Here is a 20,106-nt window from a genome sequence, read left to right as displayed (position 1 = left end):
TCAGGCCGTCGCCGAGCCGGAGGGCGGCGCTCCGGGGCCAGCGGCGGAACCCGGCCCCTGGAACGTGGTCTCCGGGTTCCACGTCGTGACGGCCCAGATCACCACCACGTCCAGCGCGATGATCAGGATGGACCAACCCGGGTAGTACGGCAGCCACAGGAAGTTGGCGATGATCGACAGCGCCGCGATGACGATCGCCGACACCCGCGCCCAGGTCGCGCCGGTCATCAACGCGATGCCGACGACGATCATCACCACGCCGAGCACGATGTGCGTCCATCCCCAGGCGGTGAAGTCGAATTTGAAGGTGTACTGCTGACCCTGGACGAACAACTCGTCATCGGCCACCGCCGAGATTCCTTGGAACAGCTGAAGGAACCCGACGGTGGTCAGTATGATCGCGGCCGCAATCGATGTGCCCGCGGCGATGCCTTGCCGGACGCGGTGGTTTTCCTGGCCCACAGGCGTGTGTTGCGACATTTGCGGTTCCCTTTCGCGACGATTTCGTATCGGCATGGGATGTGCGCATGCACGCCATGTCGGGACGGGCTTCGAACCTGAGGGTCCGGGCCGGGCTGAAGGTTTCGCGACCGGGTAGCGGTCGGCGGCGTACGCTATGACTGAGATTAGCATCGGGATGGCAGCCGAGTTCGAAGTTGTCATTTCTCGGATCCGGGATGCCGGTGCGTATTCCGGGAGACCTGTGGGAGGCCGATCGGCACGGCGGCCCGATTCGAACGAATTTCGTCATTTCGCAACGGAAAAGAGGCTTGCGGTGACCGGTACCGATATCGACGCGATAGGCCCTATTGACTATCTCGTTATCGAATTTCCCCCGGATCGACCCCCGGACGGTTCGGCGCTGCCCATGCTGGCCGACCTCGTCGAGCGCGGCATAGTCCGGGTCCTCGATCTGGCGTTCGTCCGCAAGGACACCGACGGTTCCCTCACCGGAATCGACATCGCCGACATGGGACTCGAAGGGGACTTCGACATCACCCTGTTCGCGGAGGCGGGCTCGGGCCTGCTCGACGAAGCCGACCGCAGGGAAGCCGGGGCGGCGCTCGAACCGGGATGTTCGGCCGCGATCCTGGTCTACGAGAACAGGTGGGCGGCGCCTTTCGCCTCCGCGTTGCGCCGCAACGGCGCTCAGCTCGTGGCCTCCGGGCGCATCCCGGTGCAAAGCCTTTTGTCGTCGTTGGATGCCCTCGAGGCACAGAGTCGATAGGAGACCGTCATGCCAGGTTTGCTTCGCGGAGTCGCCCGCACCGCCGTCGTCGCGGGCACCGCGACCGCCGTCTCCAATCGGGTCTCCCGACGTCAGGGGGAACGCTGGGCGGCGCAGGAACAGTCGCAGTACGACCCGTACGCGCAACAGCAGTACACGCAGCAGCAGTATGCGCCGCAACCCGCCGCGCCGCAGCCCGCGCCCGCACCGCCGAGTGGCGGCGGTGCGGGCATGGACCGGATCACCGCGTTGAAGGAACTCGCCGAACTCAAGGCTCAGGGCGTACTCACGGAACCCGAATTCGAGGCCGAGAAGGCCCGCATCCTCGCTTCCTGAGCGCGAGACCGGCGCTGGTCACCGACCCGCAGGCCGGGTGGGCGCCCCGCTAGGTTGCGGCGTCGGCGCCGCGCCCGCTTGCGGCGCCGCACCGGGCTGCTGTCCTGCCAGTGCCTGGGCCTTGAGTTGCTCGAATTCGGCCACGGTGATCGCGCCGGAGTCGAGGAGGGCTTTGGCGTCGGCGATGCTCTCCGCGGGAGACCTGCCCGCCACCTCCCGGATGTACTGGTCGGTGGCTTGTTTCGCTTCTGCCTGGGCATGTTGGGCGCGCAGGGCCATGCCCCGGCCCCGGACGACGAGGTAGACCAATGCCGCGAGGTAAGGGAACACCACCAAGGCGATCACCCACACGGCTTTGGCGATGCCCGAGACGGAGTGATCCCGGAACAGATCGACCAGAATCTGGAACAGCACGATCAGGTATGCCACGAAAGCGAATACGAGGATCGTGTACCACACGTAGTCCCAGAACGAATCCATGATGTGAACCTCCTCTGACGAGCCCGCGGCGTATTCGAAATCCGCGGCTCACCATGTCCTGGATCGGACCGTCGGACGGCCCGGTGGCCGGAAAACAAACCTTTCTCTGTGCGCTTGCCGGGCTCTGCCTGCCGTATATCTCTTTGTTCGGTAGGCCGGCCCGCATCGGTGCTCGGGGCGGGCGTCGTGCGAAGCGTCCGAAAGAGGGAACGTTTCACCGCCGCCGTGTCGCTCGAATATTCGAGGGCACATCGATTTTCGAGTGTCCGGACAGTCGTTCGGTTCATCCGTCGATCCGGAGAAACTCGTCCGGCCCGAAAAGACCGGCAAATAATCATCGGCGCTGGCGGAGGCGTCGTCAAGATTGCCGGGGAATTCGGCGCCGGTGCCGCAACGGCGTCGTCGCGCGGACGGAGCCGGTGTCCGATGGGCCGCGTGCGCGGATGTGAGCGCCGTGTCCACCGCCACGCTCCGGACAGCACGCGTGGGAAGAGCCGCGGCGGACGGCGGCGGAACCGGGCCGACGCAGAGCCCGAGCCGACGTCGTTCATTCGATCCGCGGAGCGGCACCCGGCGGAGTAGGGTCTCCCCGCCGGCGCCCCGGCACGGGGCGCGCGAGCAGATCGTGTTGCTGTTGCATTACTGTCCAGCGCGGAGCGGCCCGGTCGCTTAAATTGCCAAACGGGTGATGACGCCCGGGTAGCGTGGAGCCAAAATGTGGAGGGCTGCTGTGTCTGATCGTTCGTTTCTCGGCAGGCGCGCCCTGCGAGCCGCCACGGGCGCGCTCGCTGCGGGCGCACTGGTGCTGACCGGATGTACCACCAACACCGAGGACACCGGACCCTCGGTGGCCAAGGTGCAGGTGGACAAGGTCGACGAGATCGCCGCACAACTCCCCGACAAGATCAAGCAATCCGGCCGGCTCGTCGTCGGCGTGAACATCCCCTACCAGCCGAACGAGTACAAGGACGCCAGTGGCCGGATCGTCGGCTTCGACGTGGACCTGATGGACGCGATCGCCTCCGTGCTAGGCGTCAAGGCCGAGTACCTCGAGTCGGCCTTCGAGAAGATCATCCCCTCGATCCAGGCGGGCACCTACGACGTGGGCATGTCGTCGATCACCGACTCCAAGGAACGTGAGCAGCAGGTCGACTTCACCACCTACTTCAACGCGGGCATCCAGTGGGCCCAGCAGAAGGGCAAGCCGGTCGATCCGGAGAACGCCTGCGGCAAGAAGGTCGCCGTGCAGGCCACCACCGTGGAGCACACCGACGAGGTGCCCGCCAAGAGCGCCAAGTGCGTCGCCGCGGGCAAACCCGCCATCGATATCAAGTCGTTCGACGAGCAGAGCGCCGCGACCAACGCGCTGGTGCTCGGTCAGGTCGACGCCATGTCGGCCGATTCGCCGGTGACGGCGTACGCGATCAAGCAGAGCGGCGGCAAGATCGAGAACGCGGGGCCGGTGTTCGACTCCGCGCCCTACGGCTGGGCGGTGCCCAAGGGCGCGCCGCTGGCCGCCGTGCTGCAGAAGGCGGTCCAGCACCTGATCGACACGGGCAAATACGCCGAGATCACGAAGAACTGGGGCGTGCAGGAAGGCGCGATCACGAAGTCCGTCGTCAACGGCGCCGTGAGCTGATCGATGACGGACAACGACACTCGGCCGGCGCCCGGCGATCCCGGGCCCGGCGGAGCGGATTCGACGCGGGAGCCGGAGCCGATCAAAGCGGTTCCGCTGCGCAGGCCGGGGCGCTGGATAGCGGCGGCGGTCATCCTCGTCCTGGTGGGGTTGTTCGTCTACGGCGCCGCCACGAACCCGGCCTATCGCTGGGATACCTATGGGAAGTACCTGTTCGACACCAGGATCACGGCAGGCGCGATCGTCACGCTGGAACTCACCGTGTGCGCGATGGCGATCGCGGTCGTGCTCGGAACGGTGCTGGCCGTGATGCGGCTGTCGCCGAACCCGGTATTGCGCAGCTCGGCATGGGTGTACCTCTGGATCTTCCGTGGCACCCCGGTGTTCGTGCAGCTGGTGTTCTGGGGGCTGGTCCCCTCGCTGTACAGCCGGATCCAGCTCGGCGTTCCGTTCGGGCCGGAGTTCTTCCACCTCGACGTGCAGCAACTGCAGGCCGCGTTCGCCTTCGCCGTCCTCGGCCTCGGGCTCAACGAAGCGGCGTACATGGCCGAGATCGTGCGGGCCGGGATCAATTCCGTCGGTGAAGGGCAGCGGGAAGCGTCGTTCGCGCTCGGCATGTCCTGGAGCCAGACCATGCGCCGCACGGTGCTGCCGCAGGCCATGCGCGTGATCATCCCGCCGACCGGCAACGAGCTCATCGGCATGCTGAAGACCACCTCGCTGGTCACCGGCATCCCGCTGAGCACCGATCTGTTCGGCCGGGCGCGGGACATCTACGGCGTGAACTTCCAGCCCATTCCGCTGCTATTGGTCGCCGCCACCTGGTATCTGGCGATCACGAGTGTGCTCATGGTCGGGCAGTACTACTTGGAGCGCTACTACTCGCGCGGCGTCTCCCGCACGCTGACCACCAAGCAGCTGCAGGAGCTGGCCGACGCCCAGCAGGGGGAGAAGGCCAAATGAGCGTGCAGGTCGAGAAGACCACGGCCCCTCCGATGGTCCTGGCGGACCGGGTCTGCAAGAACTTCGGCGCACTGCAGGTGCTCAAGGGCGTCTCCCTCGAGGTGGGCCGCGGTGAAGTGCTGTGCCTGATCGGGCCGTCCGGCTCGGGTAAGTCCACCTTCCTGCGTTGCATCAATCACCTGGAGCAGGTGAACGCGGGGAGGCTGTACGTCGACGGCGAGATCGTGGGCTACCGGGAGAAGAACGACAAGCTCTACGAGATGCACCCGCGTGATGCGGCAAAGCAGCGCCGCGAGATCGGCATGGTGTTCCAGCATTTCAATCTGTTCCCGCACCGGACGGCGCTGGACAACATCATCGAGGCGCCCACCCAGGTCAAGAAGGTGCGTAAAGCGGAGGCGGTGACCAGGGCGCGTGAGCTGCTGGACCGGGTCGGGCTGGCGGACAAGGCGAACGCCTACCCGGCGCAGCTGTCCGGCGGGCAGCAGCAGCGCGTCGCGATCGCCCGTGCCCTGGCCATGGACCCCAAGCTCATGCTGTTCGACGAGCCGACCTCGGCGCTGGATCCGGAGCTGGTCGGTGAGGTCCTCACCGTCATGCGGGAACTGGCACGCTCGGGCATGACGATGGTCGTGGTGACCCATGAGATGGGATTCGCCCGCGAGGTCGCCGACCAGCTGGCGTTCATGGACGGCGGCGTGGTCGTCGAGTCGGGGCCGCCCAGACAATTGCTGGCGGATCCGCAGCACGACCGCACCAAGGCGTTCCTCTCGCGACTGCTCTGAGGGGGTTACGTCCCGGCGCGCAACGCGATGCGCAGCTGTCCGAGCAGCACCTTGGCTGCCGGACTCGCGGGACGGTCGGTGCGCCAGGCCAGTGCGAGGCGCCCGCGCGGTTCCGGTTCGACGATCCGGACGGTCCGCACCCCGAAGGCCGCGGCCTCCTCGGTGCTGAGCGCGGGCACGACCGCGACACCGAGACCGCGCGCGGCTAACCGCAGCAGCAGCGCGGGCGCCGCCGCCTCGTAGGCGATCGCGGGCTCGAATCCCGCCGCGGCGCATGCCCGCTCGAAGACGCCGCGGATTCCGGTGCCGGGGGTGAGGCAGATCAGCGGACGATCCCGCAGCGCGGTCAGCGGGATCTCCGCACCGTAGTCGAGGTCCGCCACCGCGACGGCGGCGACGACCGCGGTCTCCAGCACCACTTCGATGCCGATGCCCGGTTCGAGGTCCGCGCCGGTCATCCCGATCAAAGCGATGTCGAGCTCACCCCGGCCGAGGGCGGCGAGCATCCGCTCGGAGGTGTCCTCGGTGAGGCTGATGCCGACCTCGGGGTGGTCCCCGTGGAATTCGGCGAGCACGGCGGCGACGTCGAACTCCTCGACCGCCGCTCCCGAGATCAGGCCGACCCGGACCTGACCCCGCAGCAACCCGCTGAACTCGTCCACCGTATGGGTGATCCGTTCGGCGGCGGCCAGCGCCGCCTGCGCGTGCCGCAGAACGGCGGCGCCCACTTCGGTCAGGGTCACCGTACGCCCGCCACGGTCGAGCAGCGGTTGGCCGAGTTCGCGCTCCAGCTGCCGGATCTGGGCGCTCAGGCCGGGTTGGGCCAGATGCAGCCGAGCCGCCGCGCGGGTGAAGCTCGCTTCCTGGGCGACCGTGACGAAGTACCGTAGCTGACGCAGCTCCATAACAGATCATTATAGGAACTAGAAGAACTATCTGTTTTACTTCTTCACCCTGGCCGGGCAGGGTCGAAGCCATGGGAAACAACGCCGCACAGATCGAAGAGAACAGCGACATCTTCACCGGCCCGGTCTTCCGTCCTGGCGACGAGGGTTACGACGCGGAGATCGCCGGGTTCCAGACCGCCTACACCCATCGGCCCGCGCTGATCGTGGGCGCGGTGCACACCGAGGACGCGCGCGCGGCCGTGGAGTACGCCGCGCGCCACGATCTGCCGATCGCCGTGCAGGCCACCGGCCACGGACTGTCGGTCGCCGCGGACGGCGGTGTGCTGATCAGCACCCGGCGCATGACCGATATCCGGATCGATCCGGTGCGCCGGACCGCGCATGTCCGCGCGGGAGTGCGGGCGGGCGCGCTGGTGGACGCGGCGGCTGAGCACGGACTGGCGCCGCTGAACGGTTCGTCGCCGTCGGTGGGCGTGGTCGGCTATCTGCTCGGCGGCGGCGTCGGTCTGCTCGCGCGCCGGTTCGGGTACGCGGCCGAGCACGTGCGATCGATCGAGTTGGTCACCGCCGACGGCCGGGTGCGCACGCTGACGCCGGACGACGAGTTGTTCGGCGCCGTACTCGGCAGCGGGGGCAACTTCGGCGTCGTGACCGCGCTGGAAGTCGGCCTGGTCCCGGTCGCCACGGTGTACGGCGGGCAGTTGGTGTTCGACACGCCGCTGGTCGAGCGGGCGCTGGACGCGTGGCGACGATGGACCGCGACCGTGCCGGAGGACCTGACCTCGACGGTCACCATGCTCGCCTTCCCGGATATCCCCCAGGTGCCCGCGCCGCTGCGCGGACGGTATGTCGCCTCCGTCCGGATCGCTTACAACGGGCCCGCGGAAGAAGGGGAACGGCTGGTCGCGCCGCTGCGGGCGGTGGGGGAACGGCTGAAGGACGATCTGCGCGAAATGCCGTACCCGGAGTCGCACACCATTCACAGCGACCCTGATCATCCACACGCCTATGCCGCTACCAACGCGCTACTCGGCGAATTCACCGAGGAGACGGCCGCTGCCCTCCTCGCCGCCGCGGGCCCGGATTCCGGGGCGGGCGCGGTCGTCGACGTCCGTCATCTCGGCGGGGCACTGGCCCGCCCGAGCGATACCGGCATCGCCGTGGATCATCGCGAGGCCGCGTATGTCGTGCGAATCATCACCGGCCCCGAGAATGCCGCGACTCGCGCCGCGATCCGCGCCGCGCTGACGCGGTGGACGCTCGGGCACAGCCTCAATTTCCTCTACGGCGCGGGCGCCGAAGCGGACGAGGCGCAGACCCGCGCGGGTTATCGGCCCGACACCTACGCCCGGCTGGCCGCGCTCAAGGCCGAGCACGATCCGCGCAATCTGTTCCGCTTCAACCGCAATATCCGGCCGGAAGCCAGCTGATCCCACCGCCGCCGCGCCCTGGTGCGGCGCGGCGGCATCATGCTATCTTCGTGATATCACTCTGATATTGGGAGGATGTCATGCAGTTTCGATCCGCGTTCCACGTCGACGGCTTTCTGGTGCTGCTCGGGTGGTTCGTGCTCACGGTTTTGTTCGGCGGCGGCGCGGCGCTCGGTTTCGCCGTGGGCGCCAGGGACGGCAACGGCTTCGCGGTGGCCGGTGCGGTGGCGGCGGTCGTCGTGGTCGTAGTCCTGCTGCTGCTCGCGACCGGGCTGACCGTGGTGAACCCGAACGAGGCCAAAGTGGTGCAGTTCTTCGGCCGCTACGTCGGCTCGGTGAGCGAGCCCGGCTTCTATTCCGTGCTCCCGCTGACCGACCGCAAGAGCATCTCGCTGCGCGTGCGGAACTTCGAGACCCAGAAGCTCAAGGTCAACGACGCCGACGGCAACCCGGTGGAGATCGCCGCGGTGGTCGTCTACCGGGTGGTGGACAGCTTCAAGGCGGCCTTCGCCGTCGACGACTACGAGGAGTACGTCGAGACCCAGTCCGAGGCGGCCGTCCGGCACCTGGCCACGACGCACCCGTATGACGCGCACGAGGCCGACCGCACCAGCCTGCGCGACGGAGCGGAGGTGGCCGGGGAACTGACCGTCGAACTGCGTGAGCGCACCGAAATGGCGGGTATCGAGGTGCTGGAGGCGCGGATCACCCACCTCGCCTACGCGCCCGAGATCGCCCAGGCCATGCTGGTCCGCCAGCAGGCCGCCCAGGTGGTCGCCGCGCGGACCCGGATCGTCGAGGGCGCGGTCGGCATGGTCGGCCTGGCGCTGGAGCGGCTCGCTCAGGAGGGCATGGTGGAACTGGACGAGGAGCGCAAGGCGGCGATGGTGTCGAACCTGCTCGTCGTGTTGTGCGGTGACCGTCCCACCCAGCCCGTCGTCAACGCCGGTTCGCTCTACTCCTGAGGCGGGCTGCCCATGGCCGAGCGCAAGAAACTGCTGCTACGCCTGGACCCGGCCGTCCACGACGCCATCGCGAAGTGGGCGGCCGACGACCTGCGCAGCATCAACGCCCAGATCGAGTACGCGCTGCGCCTGGCGCTGGAGCAGGCCGGACGCAAACCGAAGTCGCAGTGACACGACCTCGATACCGATCAGAGATGGTGCCCCGGCCCGAGGGCGCGAAGACTTGCAAGGTGTCAGCAAATGTCCGGCCATCGGAACCGAAAGGGGAAATGATGACCACGGTCGTGCACATCGATGACACCGTCCGCGATTACGAGACGTGGAAGCCCGCCTTCGACGGTCTGGTGCAGTACTACACCGAGGCGGGAGCCCGCAACTGCCGGGTGGCGCGGTTCACGCACAACCCCAACCGGGTGCTCATTGAGCTGGACTTCGACACCATGGCGGAGGCCGAAGCCTTCCGGGACGGTCTGCACAAGCTGATCGACCTGCCGCGGACGCAGATGCTACTGGTCAGCCACGAGGTCTCCATCCTCGAGCTGGTCGATGACCGCCGCCTCACGGCCCGGGCTTCCTCGTGACGAAGATGGCCGTACCGGGGAACAGCTCACCGCGCAGCGGGCTCCACTGCCCCCATTCGCGGTCGAGCCATTCCGGCCATTCCGGTTCGACGATGTCCTCCAGCGCCAGGCCCGCCGCGACGATCTCCCTGACCCGGTCGCCGATGGTCCTGTGGTGCTCGACGTAGGTGGGCACGTCGTCGCCGTCGACCTCGACGTAAGGGGTGCGGTCGAAGTACGGGATGGTGGCGGTCAGGCCCGCCGGGCCGGGATCGTCCGGGAAGATCCAGCGCATCGGGTGGTTCACCGAGAACACCCAGCGCCCACCGGGGCGCAGCACCCGCGCGACCTCGCGCATCACCTGCGCCGAATCGGCGACGAACGGCACCGCGCCGAACGCCGAGCAGGCCAGATCGAACGACGCGTCCGCGAACGGAAGGGCCTCGGCGTCCGCCTGCACCAGCGGCACTCGCGGGCCGCCGCGCGCCATCACCGCGAGGCCCCGCTCGAGCATCCCGCGCGACAGGTCGAGCCCGACGGGGCGCGCGCCCTGCCCCGCCAGCCAGCGCGAGCACGGAGCGGAGCCGCAGCCGATCTCCAGCACCGCTTTGCCGGTGACGTCGCCGAGGAATCTCATGTCGCCTTCGTGCAGGCCCTCCGGGCACCACACGAACTCGCCGCCGGGGGAGTCCACGCCGAGGAACTCCGCGTGCGTCTCGTGGTACTGCGCGGCGTCGGCGTCCCACCATCGCCTGCTGGCCAGTCTGCTGGCCGCCGATCCGATCCGGGTCCGCACCGTGCCCGTCGTTCCGAGCAGTGCGTTTGCTTGCGCATGGCGATCTTCCGACACGCCGATCAGACTATCGGCGTGGCGACCCGACCGGTTTGCCCGCCCGGACCGAGGTCGCGTACGCTGAACGCGCGAGTGTCTTCCGTACAGCCGTACCGAAGTTCAACCCGTGCTGAGTTTCACGCGCGTCGCGTGCGGTACGTTCCTAGTGTCCGTCTTCACACCTCGCGGTGAGATCGCAGCGTACCGAAAGTTCCAATGTCCGCAACCGACCACAATCCGTCCGGAGCAAACCGACATATGCCCACCACCGTCACCTCGCCGCAGGTAGCCGTCAACGACATCGGCTCCGCCGAGGATTTCCTCGCCGCCATCGACGCCACGATCAAGTACTTCAACGACGGCGACATCGTCGAAGGAACCATCGTCAAGGTCGATCGCGACGAGGTCCTGCTCGACATCGGTTACAAGACCGAAGGCGTCATCCCCTCTCGTGAACTCTCCATCAAGCACGACGTCGACCCCAACGAGGTCGTTTCCGTGGGCGATGAGGTCGAGGCCCTTGTTCTCACCAAGGAGGACAAGGAAGGCCGCCTGATCCTGTCGAAGAAGCGGGCGCAGTACGAGCGTGCGTGGGGCACCATCGAGGAGCTCAAGGAGAAGGACGAGGCCGTCAAGGGCACCGTCATCGAGGTCGTCAAGGGCGGCCTGATCCTCGACATCGGCCTGCGCGGCTTCCTGCCCGCGTCGCTGGTCGAGATGCGGCGCGTCCGCGATCTCCAGCCGTACGTCGGCAAGGAGATCGAGGCCAAGATCATCGAGCTGGACAAGAACCGCAACAACGTCGTGCTCTCCCGCCGCGCCTGGCTGGAGCAGACCCAGTCCGAGGTGCGCAGCGAGTTCCTGCACCAGCTGCAGAAGGGCCAGGTCCGCAAGGGTGTGGTCTCCTCGATCGTCAACTTCGGCGCCTTCGTCGACCTGGGCGGCGTGGACGGTCTGGTGCACGTCTCCGAGCTGTCCTGGAAGCACATCGACCACCCGTCCGAGGTCGTCGAGGTCGGCAACGAGGTCACCGTCGAGGTGCTCGACGTCGATCTGGACCGCGAGCGCGTCTCGCTGTCGCTCAAGGCGACCCAGGAAGACCCGTGGCGTCAGTTCGCCCGCACCCACGCGATCGGCCAGATCGTGCCGGGCAAGGTCACCAAGCTCGTTCCGTTCGGCGCGTTCGTCCGCGTCGAGGAGGGCATCGAGGGCCTGGTGCACATCTCCGAGCTGGCCGAGCGCCACGTGGAGGTGCCGGACCAGGTCGTGGCCGTCGGCGACGACGCGATGGTCAAGGTCATCGACATCGACCTGGAGCGTCGCCGGATCTCGCTGAGCCTCAAGCAGGCCAACGAGGACTACCACGCCGAGTTCGACCCGTCGAAGTACGGCATGGCCGACAGCTACGACGAGCAGGGCAACTACATCTTCCCCGAGGGCTTCGACCCCGACACCAACGAGTGGCTCGAGGGCTTCGACAAGCAGCGCGAGGAGTGGGAGGGCCGCTACGCCGAGGCGGAGCGTCGCCACAAGATGCACACCGCGCAGATGGAGAAGATGGCGGCCGACGCCGCGGCCGAGGCCGCGAACGGCGGCGGCGCGTCGAACTACTCCTCCGAGAGCGGTTCGCAGTCCTCCGCGGGCCAGGCCGAGCCCGCCGGCGGTTCACTGGCCAGCGACGCCCAGCTGGCGGCTCTGCGTGAGAAGCTGTCCGGCAATGCCTGATCGGCAATAGCCTGAACGACTGTGCCCCAACCGGGATTCGGTTGGGGCACAGTCGTTTTTCGGTGCGCTTTTCAGTCGTTCTCGTGCCGTGAGGCTTTCGTCGTGCCGCGTTGCACTCGTGGCGCGTGAGCGGGCGGCCGTAGCGCCTCGTGTGGCGCCACCATCTGGGCCGTGGTGAGCGCGACGACCTGAATCTGCTCGAGCCGCAACCCGAGCGAGGCCAGCCGGGCGATGACGCCCAGCCGATGTTCCGGCAAGCCGGGGCGAATCACCAGCGGTTCCGGCTCCGGTCGACGCAGAACGTAGGCTCGACGTTCGGCGTCGAACCGCACGGGGACACCGTCCCGGATCGCCCGGTAAGCGGGTCAGATCCAGTGTGCTGTGCCGGATCGGGTCGATCAGCAGCGACTCGACGAATTGCTCCGCCTGCCGCAGGAACGGCTCTTGGTCCGACGGGTCCAGATGCTCGATCCGCTGGGCCACGCGGTACCGGTAATCCTCTGCGGCGGGGCGCAGCAGGGCGCGGTGCCGCTCGATCTCCGCCGCGAAGGCCACGAGCTCTTCGTGGTCCACGGCGAGACGGTCGGGCGTCGAAGCAAGGACGTCGGGCATGGTGACCCCTATCTCTCGGGTTGCGGATTACTTTGTGTGGCAACCTGATCGACGTCCGACATCCCTTATTGTGCCGGAGGGGTCCGACAGAAACCGTGCGCGGCGCCTGGCTGTTCGCCCGTAGGCTCCGGATTGTTCGGCAGGCGACTCCCGCCTCAGTAGCCCACGGTGAAGCGGCGCTGAACGAAACGCGGCTGCTCGGCCTCGTCGATGAGGGCGACCGCCACGTCTTCGGCGGAGAGGTCTCCGCCGCCGACCAAGAGTTGATCGCCGCCGATCCGGAAGCGGCCGGTGCGCTCGCCCGGAGCGATCCGCCCCGAGGAGGGGCTCAGGTAGGTCCAATTGCGGTTGGACAGCCGATAGATGTTCAACGCGTCGCGCAATGCGCGCACCACCCGCGCGTAGTCCGCGGGAACGTCGAGCACTTCGGTGAGGGTGCGAGTGAAATCGTCTCCGGTGTCCAGTAACTGGATGCCGGGCGCGACTTCCAGGCTGCCCGCCCCGCCCACCGCGATCAGCCGGACGCGCGGCTGCCGGTCGAGCGCGGCGACCATCGCCCGCGCGCCCGCCACGAAGTCGTCCGCTCTGGCGATGGTGTCGGCGATGCCGTGCCCGGCGTTCACCGCGCTCACGACGACGTCGAGCCCGGCTATGGCCTCGGCGATGCTGTCGGTATCCAGCCAGTCGGCCACCGCCCACGTCGCGCTCCCCCCGCGGGTCGGGACACGCGCCGCGTCGCGAGTGAACGCGGTGACCCGGTGCCCCCGCCGCAGCGCTTCGGTGACCACGCGCGACCCGATGACGCCGGTCGCCCCGAAAACTCCGATGTCCACCATTCTCCTTAGCAATGTTCATTTACTACACGCCGTTCAGTAACAACACGGCAGATAGTACCCAAACGCTGTAGGGTGTCAACCGTGGCCGAGATCGTGAGAAGTCGCCGGGAGCGCCTGCGCGCCCAGACGCTGGAGGACATCACGACGATCGCGATGCGGCTGCTCGCCGAGGGCGGTCCGGACGCGATCTCGCTGCGCGCCATCGCTCGCGAAATGGGCATGACGGCGGGCGCGATCTACGGCTACTTCGCCACCCGCGACGACCTGATCTCCACCCTCATCTCGGACGTCTACACCGCCTTGGTCGACCGGCTGGAAGCGGCGCGCGACGCCGTTCCTGCGGCGGATCCGGCCGGACGCATCATGGCCTGGGCCGAGGCCGTGCGCGCCTGGGCAATCGAACGGCCCGCCGAATTCCGGCTCATCTACGGCGATCCGGTGCCCGGTTATCGGCCGCCGCCGGGCGGACCCGCCGGCGCGGCCGAATTACGCGCCTGCACCGGCCTGGTCGGTCTCGCGGCCGCCGCGTGGCCACGGGCCGCGGCTACCCAGTCCGCGGGTGACTGCACGTGGTCCGACTTCGACGCGAGCTTGGTCGACCATGTCCGGTCCGACTTCCCGGATCTACCTCCCGACGCGCTCGCCCTCGCCCTGCGTCTGTGGGGCCGGATGCACGGCCCGATCGCACTGGAGGTGTACGGCCACCTGCGTCCACAGTCGCAGGACCCGGGGAAACTGTTCCGCGCCGAGATGCGCGACCTGGTTCGTTCGCTCGGCTTCTAGCCCGTAGGGTTCGGCGGCGGTTCCGCAGCGGCGTCGCGGAGCTCGGACGATCTAGCGTGCCGGTCGTGTTCCCTCGTGCGATCCCGGTTCGGCGGGGCCGTGCGCGATGTCGTGAAAGGCGTTGCGCAGCAAGGCAATGATGCGCTGCGGCGGCGCGTCGCGCAGACCATCGAGTTCGAGCAGATGACGGCCGATCACCACGCCGATGGTGAGGGCTCCCAGCAATCCGGCGCGCAGGTCCGCCTCGTCGTCGCGCAACTGCCCGGCCGCTTCCCGCTGTCGCGCGGTCATGGCCGCGCGTACCTCGTCGGCGGCGTCCGGGTGGGTGAGCATCGAGCGGATCGCCGCCAGCGTGTTGACCGGCTGGTCGGCGAGCTTGATGGCGAGCGCGTCGAGCAGGAGCTCGGCGACCTGCTCCGGCGTCCCGGTGATCGGGTGGTCGTCGGCGAAGACCGCGACCCGCGCGAACAAATTCTCTTTCGATCCGAAATAGCGCATCACCAGGCTCGGATCGGTGTCCGCCTCCGTCGCGACGGCCCGGATGGTCGTCCGGTCGTAGCCGATCTCCGCGAACAACCGGCCCGCCGCCGCCAGGATCCGTTCCTCGGTGTTGCGGCGCTGCTGGGCTCGGGTGGGAGTCGCATCCATGAATTCAGTCTACGTGCGTTGACTCAAAGGCCGCGCAGGGGTAGCTTTCGGTCTACAACTGTTGACCGAATTGGAGAGTGAGGTGGTAGCGATGTGGTCCACTGTCGCCCTGGCCCTCGGTGCCGGGATCCTGGGAGTGAACGCCGTTCCGCATTTCGTGAAAGGGATGATGGGGGAGGAGTTCCCGAACGTCACGGGTAACGCGCCCGTGCGCAACTCCGTGGCCGGATTCCTCGGACTGCTGCTGACGGCGCTGCTGGTGTACTGGGCCGACTTGGCGAGTCATCCATGGGTCGGTGCGGTGAGCATCGGCATCGGAGGCCTGAGCATGGCGGTCTTCCACGGTCTGGGTGGGGCTTACCGCCTCAATACCGCACTCGGGCTGCCGAATCCGCCTCGGCAGATGCACGCGGGTACGACTGCCTGATCCCGCGTTCCGGGCTGGTGCGGCTTCGGCGAGGCATCCGATGAGGTGTCTCGCCGTCGCCGGTCCATGAATTCAGCGAGCCGGTGCCGGAGCGGTGCCGGCTTTCGCTGTGATGCCGAGTGCCGCGAGGATCGCCGCCACCGCGAGAATCGCCGAGCTGATTTCGAATGCGAGCCGGAATCCCTGGGTGAGTGCGGATTCGGTGGAGATCCCGGACTCGAGCAACGCGGTGCTGCGGCTGATCGCGACGGTGCTGAGCACGCCGAGCCCGAACGCGCCGCCTAGCTGTTGCGTCGTCGTCACCAGTCCGGAGGCCAGTCCGGTGATGTCCTCGTGGGTTTCACCGACCGCCGCGATGGTGATCGACACGAACGCCAAGCCCATTCCGAACCCGGCGGCCAGCATGCCCGGCAACAGCTCGAGATAGCCTCCCGTGGGTGACAGCCGCGACAGTGCGAGCATGCCGAGACCGCAGGCGACCATCGCGGTGGTCAGAACCCAGCGGACGCCCAAACGTGGAGTGAGGGCCGCCGAAGTCGCGAAGCCCGCGATCACCAACGCGCAGAACGGCAGCCAGGCCGCTCCGGTTCGGGCCGGGCTGTAGTGCATGACCTGCTGCAGGTGGAGGGTGAGGAAGAACAACATCGACAGGATCGCCGAGCAGAACAGGACGTTGGCCGCGTTGGCGACCGCCCGATCCCGATCGCGGAAGAACGACAAGGGAATCAGGGGGGACGCGTGGCGCCGTTCGCGAACGAGGAACGCGAGCAGCAGCGCGAGACCCGCACCCAGCCGGAACGCCGTCGCGGCGAAGGATGCTCGGCCGCTGTCGATCAGCCCGTAGTCGAACGCCGCGACCGCCGCGGTGATCAGGGCTGCGCCGAGCCCGTCGATGCGCGGCCGCACGGCCTCGCTCCGGGTTCCCGTCTCGACCAGTCGTGGGATGGCGACCAGGGCGATCAGCGCCACCGGCACGTTGATGAAGAAGCACCATCGCCAGCTCGCGTACTGAGTGATGACGCCGGAAAGCACCACGCCGAGCGTGGCAGCCAAGCCGCCGAGGCCGGCCCAGATGCCCAAGGCGCGACTTCGTGCCCGTGGGTCGGTGAACAATCCCGCGACGATGCTCAGCGCGGCCGGACTGGCGAGAGCGCCGCCGATGCCCTGACCCGCGCGGCTCGCCACCACCATCAAGCCGTTCTGCGCGAGGCCGGTGGTCAGTGACGCGACCGCGAACACGGTGACGCCCACCAGGAAGACGCGCTTGCCGCCGAACAGGTCGGCGCAACGTCCGCCGAAGATCAGGAACCCGCCGAACAGCAGGAGGTAGGCGTTGACGATCCAGGTCAGGTCGCTTTCGGACATGTGCAGCGAGCGCTGGATGGTGGGCAGTGCGACGTTGACCACGGTGTCGTCGAGATTCAGCATCATCTGCACCGAGCACAACAGCGTCAACGCCAGATAGCCGGACCTCAGGCCGGGGCGCGGTGCGATCGTCGAAGTAGTCATGGTTCCTTCATTGGTGGTGTACCACTATTACCGAGCTATGGTGACATCCGATTTAATGGTGGTCAACCACTAATTAGTGTGCCGCGGGTAGGCTGTGTCGGTGAGCGAACCGCAAGAGGTGCCGAGCATGGCGGAGTTGGTCGACGTGCTGCAGCGCGCGGTCGGGCTGGTGCGTGCGCATTTCGCCGCTGCCACAGCGCGTTTGGGCGTGACCCCGGCGCAGGCCAAGGCACTGGGGCGACTGGATACGCCCCTGACGCCGAAGGATCTCTCCCGTCAGTTGGGTGCCGACCTGTCGAATACCGCGACCATGGTGGACCGCTTGGAGGCGCTGGGCTTGGTGCGCAAGGAGGTGCACCCCACCGATCGCCGCGCGCGCCTGCTGACTCTCACCGAGCGGGGAGAGGAGCTCCGGAGAACTCTCGATCGAGAGGTGTTCGACAACGTGCCCGCACTGGCCGTGCTCGACGAACCGGAGCGCAGGCAACTGTACGGGCTGCTGCGCCGCGTGACGTCGGGCTGAGCGCCGCGAGAGACCCGGTAGCCCGGCTCGCTGCGGATGGTTTGCCAGGAGACGCACCACATCGAGAATCCGAACGGCGTCCGGCTGCTGGTGAAAGGCAATATCCCGCTGGCGATAATGCCGGGAATTCGGTCGTCGGCGCTTTTGGGACCGTTCGGTGGGTCGTGTTGCGCGAGAAGCGGTGGAAACGGCGGCGGTTTCGGAGATGTTTTTCTCTCGTTCCGGTGACGGTCACGAATCGAAACCGAGTGCATGCCGTGGCGGCGCACGGCTTCGTCACCGAATCGGAGGAGAACCTTCGTAATTATTTACGATGTCACACGGGCATCCGGGCCGCTCGGAGTTCGCGCTCGGGGAAGCACGGCTTATTCGGGGACGGTCGGCGCGGAGTTCGCCGGAAGCGAGTTCACTGACGCCGCCCGCGATCGATCTTGCATCTGTACTTACATTCTGTCCGGCCGATGTCGTGCGCCGAGAACCGCGCTCACCGTTGGCACGCAAAACAGTGGCCCAGCCTTGGCGAGAGGCTGGGCCACTTCGAGCTCGGGTTCAGCTTGCGGTAGCAGGTACCCACCGGACCGCGGGTGCGGCCGGACGGTTCCGCATGGCAGCGAAACTGTGCCGCGCGGGACTGATGAACGCGGTGAACCAAGAGCGACGGTGCTCCGCGAGCGCCGCCGCGACAGCGGGGATCTGAATGCAGTGCACTCGCCCCGCCATGCCCAGGCGGTGGCGACCCGCCCGGTTGATTCTGGTGCCCAATGGTGTTCCTTTGCTTCGCTGGTGTCGGCCTGGATCGCCACGGCGAAGATTAGCGGAACGAAACTGATCGGCAGAGTATTTTGCCCGAGTAATTGCCTCGGCGTGTCGGAAAGTCGTCGCGGCCGAACCGTAAACATCCGGAATTGTTGCGAATCGGTCTCGGCGCTGTCACGGATCGGGCAAATGGCTTCCCGGGCGGTGGAATACGCGACCGCATCGGGTATTCGGCCGGATCGCCCGTCGACGGGCCTGGCCTACGAGGCGGACCGTCGCCGACGCGTTCGGGGCAGCACAGGCCCCTGCCAGGCCCGGATGCAAGACTGGTCGAATGTTACGAATCGGCCTCACCGGAGGCATGGGAGCGGGGAAGTCGACGGTGGCTCGCGCACTGGCCGACCTCGGCGCGGTGGTCATCGATTCCGACCTCATCGCCAGGGAGGTGGTCGAGCCGGGCACCGAGGGACTCGCCGCGCTGGTGGAGGCGTTCGGCGCAGGCATCCTCGCCGCGGACGGCAGTCTCGACCGGCCCGCCCTGGCCGCCGCGGCGTTCGGTGACGACGCGGCGCGCGCGAGACTGAATTCGATCGTGCACCCGCTCGTTGGAAAACGTACCGCGGAATTGATCGCGGCCGCACCCGCGGACGCCGTTGTGGTGCAGGATATTCCGCTTTTGGTGGAAAACGGCCTGGCGCCGTTGATGAATCTCGTGCTCATCGTCGACGTCGACGCGGAAACGCGAATTCGCCGTTTGGTGGAATTCCGTGGTGTCGCCGAATCCGATGCGCGTGCGCGTATTTCGGCGCAGGCCACCGACGAGCAGCGTCGAGCCGTTGCCGATGTATTGCTGGACAACAGTGGCGCGCCGGGTGAGGTCGAGGCGGAGGTACGCGCGCTGTGGGCGGAGCGCCTGGTGCCCTTCGAGCGCAACCTGCGCGCCGGGACGCCTGCGCGACGCGGTGACATCCGGCTGGTGCCCGCCGATCCGGCCTGGCCCGCGCAGGCGCAGCGGCTGATCGCCAGGCTGTGGGTGGCCTGCGGCAGCGCCGCCTCCCGGATCGACCACGTCGGTTCCACGTCCGTGCCGGGCCTGCCCGCCAAGGACGTCATCGATCTGCAGATCACGGTCGCCGACCTGGCCGCCGCCGACGGCCTGCGCGATGCCATCGCCGCCGCGGGATTCCCGGCGCGGCCGGAGAGTACCCAGGACAATCCCAAGCCGACGCCGCAGGACCCGGCGGGCGTCGACACCGCGCTGTGGAGCAAGCGCTTCCACCAGAGCGCCGACCCCGGCCGGTTGGCCAACGTGCACGTGCGCGTCGAGGGTTCGCCGGGGCAGCAGTACGCGCTGCTGCTGCGGGATTGGCTGCGTGCCGACGCCGGGGCTCGCGCGGAGTATCTCGCCGTCAAGCGTGAGGGTGAAGCCAAGGCGGCAGGGCTGACGGGCGCGGAGGCCACCGCCGCCTACCTCGACGTCAAAGAGCCCTGGTTCGACGCCGCGTATCCGCGGGCGCTTGCTTGGCGGGAGTCGTCGGCGCCTTAGCCGCTCCGGCCCCGGCCGTCCGCCGCGTCGATCGGGTCGCGTGTGCGCAGGTCCGGGACTACAGCCAGGTCAAGGTGATGTCCATGGTCTCCAGCCAGCCCTCGAAGGTGTGACCGTTCGCGGCGATGCCGTCGATGGCGGCGGTGGCGTGCTGCACCGCCGCCTCGGCGTCGGCGAGGCTGATCAGGCCCGCGGCGTGCGCGGCGATCAGCTCGTCGACGTCGAGCAGCTGCGTCTCGCGTGCGGAGCGCACGACGATGTCGAGGTAGTGATCGACGGACTTCCACTTCTTCGGGGCGACCGGTGTGAATTCACCGATGTCGAGGTAATAGTCCTGGTCGCGCCGATGCGCGGGCAGGTAGTGGAAGATGGTCGCGCGCAGGTGCAGCTTCGGCAGCAACCAGGACTCGATGTAGTGGAACTGCGGGTGATCCGAGGTGCGCGCCATGTACAGGCCCCACGGCTCGACGTGGTACTTCTCGACCGGGCGCACGAAGCCTTTCGGATCCGTGTTCGTCAGGTCCGCGAGGTTGAAGTACTCGACTTTGGGCCGGTGCACGTCGACGATGGGTGCCTGCGTCATGCATCAAGAATCTACCGCCGTTCCCGGCGCGT

Annotated in this window: 24 protein-coding genes; 15 read left to right on the top strand and 9 right to left on the bottom strand. The window is 67.7% G+C overall.

Annotation, left to right across the window (positions count from 1 at the left end; genetic code table 11):
* Complete coding sequence (locus tag ACFV2O_RS33305; protein WP_379255576.1) at positions 1-480, bottom strand: hypothetical protein; 480 nt, start codon at positions 478-480, stop codon at positions 1-3.
* Between the two features lie 295 nt (positions 481-775).
* Between ACFV2O_RS33305 and ACFV2O_RS33300 the strand changes: the two genes are divergently transcribed.
* Together ACFV2O_RS33300 and ACFV2O_RS33295 are read left to right on the top strand one after the other, a co-directional pair.
* Entirely contained in the window at positions 776-1,228 is a 453-nt protein-coding gene (locus tag ACFV2O_RS33300; RefSeq protein WP_379255574.1) for a DUF6325 family protein, read from the top strand.
* A 9-nt stretch (positions 1,229-1,237) separates the two neighbouring features.
* Complete coding sequence (locus ACFV2O_RS33295) at positions 1,238-1,564, top strand: SHOCT domain-containing protein (protein ID WP_379255573.1); 327 nt, start codon at positions 1,238-1,240, stop codon at positions 1,562-1,564.
* A gap of 18 nt (positions 1,565-1,582) precedes the next feature.
* On the opposite strand, the gene ACFV2O_RS33290 is transcribed toward ACFV2O_RS33295, so the two are convergent.
* The gene (locus ACFV2O_RS33290) at positions 1,583-2,044 is read right to left on the bottom strand and encodes an SHOCT domain-containing protein (RefSeq protein ID WP_356967839.1); all 462 of its coding nucleotides are present in this window, start codon (positions 2,042-2,044) and stop codon (positions 1,583-1,585) included.
* 715 nt (positions 2,045-2,759) lie between these two features.
* On the opposite strand from ACFV2O_RS33290, the gene ACFV2O_RS33285 reads away from it, so the two are divergent.
* Genes ACFV2O_RS33285 through ACFV2O_RS33275 form a run of 3 tightly spaced genes read left to right on the top strand, consistent with a single transcriptional unit; the run spans position 2,760 to position 5,431 of the window.
* On the top strand, positions 2,760-3,683 hold the full coding sequence (locus ACFV2O_RS33285; protein ID WP_364430393.1) for an ABC transporter substrate-binding protein: 924 nt from the start codon (positions 2,760-2,762) through the stop codon (positions 3,681-3,683).
* Between the two features lie 3 nt (positions 3,684-3,686).
* On the top strand, positions 3,687-4,646 hold the full coding sequence (locus tag ACFV2O_RS33280; RefSeq protein ID WP_379255572.1) for an amino acid ABC transporter permease: 960 nt from the start codon (positions 3,687-3,689) through the stop codon (positions 4,644-4,646).
* Positions 4,647-4,678: 32 nt separating this feature from the next.
* Positions 4,679-5,431, top strand: a complete 753-nt coding sequence (locus ACFV2O_RS33275; protein WP_379255701.1) for an amino acid ABC transporter ATP-binding protein — start codon at positions 4,679-4,681, stop codon at positions 5,429-5,431.
* A gap of 5 nt (positions 5,432-5,436) precedes the next feature.
* Here ACFV2O_RS33275 and ACFV2O_RS33270 read toward each other — a convergent pair whose 3' ends face one another.
* Complete coding sequence (locus ACFV2O_RS33270) at positions 5,437-6,336, bottom strand: LysR family transcriptional regulator (protein ID WP_379255571.1); 900 nt, start codon at positions 6,334-6,336, stop codon at positions 5,437-5,439.
* Positions 6,337-6,407: 71 nt separating this feature from the next.
* On the opposite strand from ACFV2O_RS33270, the gene ACFV2O_RS33265 reads away from it, so the two are divergent.
* The 4 genes from ACFV2O_RS33265 to ACFV2O_RS33250 all read left to right on the top strand — a co-directional run bounded on the left by ACFV2O_RS33265 (position 6,408) and on the right by ACFV2O_RS33250 (position 9,315).
* Positions 6,408-7,769 (top strand): FAD-binding oxidoreductase, encoded by a 1,362-nt coding sequence (locus ACFV2O_RS33265; RefSeq protein WP_379255569.1) that lies wholly within the window; start codon positions 6,408-6,410, stop codon positions 7,767-7,769.
* Positions 7,770-7,849: 80 nt separating this feature from the next.
* Positions 7,850-8,734, top strand: coding sequence for an SPFH domain-containing protein (locus ACFV2O_RS33260; RefSeq protein ID WP_355078229.1), 885 nt, complete (start codon positions 7,850-7,852; stop codon positions 8,732-8,734).
* A 12-nt stretch (positions 8,735-8,746) separates the two neighbouring features.
* Positions 8,747-8,905, top strand: coding sequence for a toxin-antitoxin system HicB family antitoxin (locus ACFV2O_RS33255; protein ID WP_168434213.1), 159 nt, complete (start codon positions 8,747-8,749; stop codon positions 8,903-8,905).
* Between the two features lie 101 nt (positions 8,906-9,006).
* Complete coding sequence (locus tag ACFV2O_RS33250; protein ID WP_355078228.1) at positions 9,007-9,315, top strand: hypothetical protein; 309 nt, start codon at positions 9,007-9,009, stop codon at positions 9,313-9,315.
* On the opposite strand, the gene ACFV2O_RS33245 is transcribed toward ACFV2O_RS33250, so the two are convergent.
* Positions 9,293-10,144 (bottom strand): class I SAM-dependent methyltransferase, encoded by an 852-nt coding sequence (locus ACFV2O_RS33245; protein WP_364430381.1) that lies wholly within the window; start codon positions 10,142-10,144, stop codon positions 9,293-9,295. The genes ACFV2O_RS33250 and ACFV2O_RS33245 overlap by 23 nt on opposite strands.
* Before the next feature lie 240 nt (positions 10,145-10,384).
* Between ACFV2O_RS33245 and rpsA the strand changes: the two genes are divergently transcribed.
* Positions 10,385-11,851 (top strand): 30S ribosomal protein S1, encoded by a 1,467-nt coding sequence (gene rpsA, locus ACFV2O_RS33240; protein ID WP_039797295.1) that lies wholly within the window; start codon positions 10,385-10,387, stop codon positions 11,849-11,851.
* A 71-nt stretch (positions 11,852-11,922) separates the two neighbouring features.
* On the opposite strand, the gene ACFV2O_RS33235 is transcribed toward rpsA, so the two are convergent.
* Positions 11,923-12,183: a hypothetical protein gene (locus ACFV2O_RS33235; RefSeq protein WP_379255566.1), complete on the bottom strand. Its 261-nt coding sequence runs from the start codon at positions 12,181-12,183 to the stop codon at positions 11,923-11,925.
* 49 nt (positions 12,184-12,232) lie between these two features.
* Here ACFV2O_RS33235 and ACFV2O_RS33230 point away from each other — a divergent pair, with 49 nt between their 5' ends.
* On the top strand, positions 12,233-12,511 hold the full coding sequence (locus tag ACFV2O_RS33230; RefSeq protein ID WP_379255565.1) for a hypothetical protein: 279 nt from the start codon (positions 12,233-12,235) through the stop codon (positions 12,509-12,511).
* Between the two features lie 107 nt (positions 12,512-12,618).
* Here ACFV2O_RS33230 and ACFV2O_RS33225 read toward each other — a convergent pair whose 3' ends face one another.
* The gene (locus tag ACFV2O_RS33225) at positions 12,619-13,299 is read right to left on the bottom strand and encodes an NAD(P)-dependent oxidoreductase (RefSeq protein WP_379255563.1); all 681 of its coding nucleotides are present in this window, start codon (positions 13,297-13,299) and stop codon (positions 12,619-12,621) included.
* A gap of 81 nt (positions 13,300-13,380) precedes the next feature.
* Between ACFV2O_RS33225 and ACFV2O_RS33220 the strand changes: the two genes are divergently transcribed.
* Positions 13,381-14,082, top strand: a complete 702-nt coding sequence (locus tag ACFV2O_RS33220) for a TetR/AcrR family transcriptional regulator (protein WP_356967854.1) — start codon at positions 13,381-13,383, stop codon at positions 14,080-14,082.
* Between the two features lie 51 nt (positions 14,083-14,133).
* On the opposite strand, the gene ACFV2O_RS33215 is transcribed toward ACFV2O_RS33220, so the two are convergent.
* A complete protein-coding gene (locus ACFV2O_RS33215) occupies positions 14,134-14,730 on the bottom strand; it encodes a TetR family transcriptional regulator (protein WP_364430374.1) in 597 nt (198 codons plus the stop codon).
* Positions 14,731-14,821: 91 nt separating this feature from the next.
* Between ACFV2O_RS33215 and ACFV2O_RS33210 the strand changes: the two genes are divergently transcribed.
* The gene (locus tag ACFV2O_RS33210) at positions 14,822-15,157 is read left to right on the top strand and encodes a hypothetical protein (protein WP_355078222.1); all 336 of its coding nucleotides are present in this window, start codon (positions 14,822-14,824) and stop codon (positions 15,155-15,157) included.
* Positions 15,158-15,229: 72 nt separating this feature from the next.
* Here the strand turns inward: ACFV2O_RS33210 and ACFV2O_RS33205 are convergent, their stop codons facing one another.
* A complete protein-coding gene (locus tag ACFV2O_RS33205; RefSeq protein ID WP_364430369.1) occupies positions 15,230-16,666 on the bottom strand; it encodes an MFS transporter in 1,437 nt (478 codons plus the stop codon).
* Between the two features lie 100 nt (positions 16,667-16,766).
* Between ACFV2O_RS33205 and ACFV2O_RS33200 the strand changes: the two genes are divergently transcribed.
* Positions 16,767-17,189 (top strand): MarR family winged helix-turn-helix transcriptional regulator, encoded by a 423-nt coding sequence (locus ACFV2O_RS33200; protein WP_379255561.1) that lies wholly within the window; start codon positions 16,767-16,769, stop codon positions 17,187-17,189.
* A gap of 1,090 nt (positions 17,190-18,279) precedes the next feature.
* Complete coding sequence (gene coaE / locus ACFV2O_RS33195; protein ID WP_364430365.1) at positions 18,280-19,491, top strand: dephospho-CoA kinase; 1,212 nt, start codon at positions 18,280-18,282, stop codon at positions 19,489-19,491.
* Positions 19,492-19,549: 58 nt separating this feature from the next.
* Here coaE and ACFV2O_RS33190 read toward each other — a convergent pair whose 3' ends face one another.
* Complete coding sequence (locus ACFV2O_RS33190) at positions 19,550-20,074, bottom strand: DUF402 domain-containing protein (protein ID WP_355078218.1); 525 nt, start codon at positions 20,072-20,074, stop codon at positions 19,550-19,552.
* Between the last annotated feature and the right edge of the window lie 32 nt (positions 20,075-20,106).

Source organism: Nocardia sp. NPDC059691, from assembly GCF_042733915.1.
GTDB lineage: Bacteria > Actinomycetota > Actinomycetes > Mycobacteriales > Mycobacteriaceae > Nocardia > Nocardia sichangensis.
Note: the sequence above shows the minus strand (reverse complement) of the source record. Positions and strands in the feature narration are given on the sequence as shown.